The following is a 1,827-nucleotide window of genomic DNA, read 5'->3' as shown; positions in this document are numbered from 1 at the left end:
CGCAAGCAACAGCAGTGATGAGATGGAAAGCGAATGTTTCATAATGAAGGGAGGACAAAAAAGGGAGGAAGGAAAGCGGGGACAACGGAGGCCACCACCAACGGGGAAACGATCGACCGTTCACATCGGACGCGTTATTCCGTCAAGCAAGCGGTGCGGTCGCGTGACAACGTGAACTCCGGCAACTGAACCACTTGCCCACCCTTCATTGCGGATTCGTGAGCACAGATGCCAACGCAAGTCCAATTCGCGCTGGTCACTGCGTCGGGAAGCGGGCGGCGATTTTCCAGCACGCTGCTGACGAATTCGTGAACGAGGTGAGGATGCGATCCACCGTGACCGCCGCCTTGCAAGAATGACAAGTGATCGGCGTCGTGGATTTCTTGCGGCAACGTGAAACGTCGAATCGATTCGGGCAGTAAGTGGGCAAAGTCAGGAACTTCCACTTTTTCGGCAATCTCGTGCTCGGGTTTCTTGGCCGTATGGATCACGTGAGGTTCGTTTTCGACCAATGTCCATTCGAAACTTTTCTGAGTTCCATAGACATCGAAGCTCTCGCGATACTGGCGTGCAACGTCATACAAGAATCGCCAAATATGCGCGGTGAGGTCAGTGTCTTGGATTTTGATGTGACATGTTTCCACTGCGAACGGGTTCCCCGACTTTTTAGCAATGTCTTCGCGGACGGTGCCTGAGCCAAAGCAGCTGACGTATTCAGCCAATCCACCGACAAGCCCCAGACAGGGGCTTACCACGTGCGTGGCGTAGTGCATCGGAATCATCTTTTCCCAATACGCGGGCCAGCCATCCATGTCTTGCGGATGCGAGGCGGCTAGATACTGGATCTTTCCTAGTTCACCACTCTCGTACAGTTGTTTGATAAATAGACATTCGCGGCTGTAGACGACTGTTTCGGCCATCATGTAATGCAGTCCGGTATCGTGTACCTTCTGTACAATTTTTTGGCAGTCTTCGATGGTGGTTGCCATCGGGACGGTACACATTACATGTTTGCCTGCGTCGAGTGCCTTCAGCGACATCCAAGCGTGATCAGGAATCGGCGAATTGATGTGGACGGCATCCACGTCGGGGTCGGCAAGCAAATCATCGAACGACGTGTAGCGACCGCCAATTTCAAATTGGTCGCCACACTTGTCGAGTCTCGTTTGATCGCGGCGGCAGATCGCGGTCACTTCCGCATTGGGATGAGCTTGATAGATCGGAATAAACTCGGCTCCAAAACCAAGCCCCACCATTCCTAAACGCAATTTTTTTGAAGTTTTTGACACGATCGTTTCTCTCCGTAAAGAACTTGGGGATGTGAAAATGGTTGAAGGAAGAGTTTGGCAACTTACAGTGGTGGCGGGAAAGTGAACGTACCTAAAGTGAATCCGCCATGCATTGTCGGCCACACAGGATGTGGCGTCGATGAGATGCTACGCGAAAGCGTTGAGATATTTTACAGTGGTTTTTTGAGGTGTTGTTATGGGTTTCCTCGTATAATATGTCAAAATCGCTCCTGATGCTTCGCTGCCTTTCCTAGAGTTTTTGCGATGATTCGACGTCGTTCCGTCGCGCTGTTGATTGAAACCTCCAATGCGTATGCGCGAGGTTTATTGTCGGGGATCGTCGATTACATTCATTCGCACGATGCTTGGTCGATCTATCTGCCCGAACAAGAGCGTGCGGCCCCGCCACCGGAATGGATTCGGCGTTGGAAGGGGGACGGAATCATTGCTCGGATTGAAACCAAAGAGATCGCCGAGGCGATTCAGCGGACCGGCATTCCGGTCGTGGACGTCAGCGCCGCACGTCACTATCCCGGTG

At 52.4% G+C, this 1,827-nt stretch carries 1 protein-coding gene and 1 pseudogene; one reads left to right on the top strand and one right to left on the bottom strand.

Annotated features, from left to right (window positions below; all coding sequences use genetic code 11):
• Positions 1–134: 134 nt before the first annotated feature.
• Positions 135–1,256, bottom strand: coding sequence for a Gfo/Idh/MocA family protein (locus tag RMSM_RS32260; protein WP_008707559.1), 1,122 nt, complete (start codon positions 1,254–1,256; stop codon positions 135–137).
• A 297-nt stretch (positions 1,257–1,553) separates the two neighbouring features.
• Here RMSM_RS32260 and RMSM_RS32255 point away from each other — a divergent pair.
• Positions 1,554–1,827, top strand: a pseudogene (locus RMSM_RS32255) (xylose operon transcription regulator XylR); the annotation flags it as partial.

The sequence above is a fragment of the Rhodopirellula maiorica SM1 genome, from assembly GCF_000346295.1.
GTDB classification, from domain to species: Bacteria; Planctomycetota; Planctomycetia; order Pirellulales; family Pirellulaceae; genus Novipirellula; species Novipirellula maiorica.
Note: the sequence above shows the minus strand (reverse complement) of the source record. Positions and strands in the feature narration are given on the sequence as shown.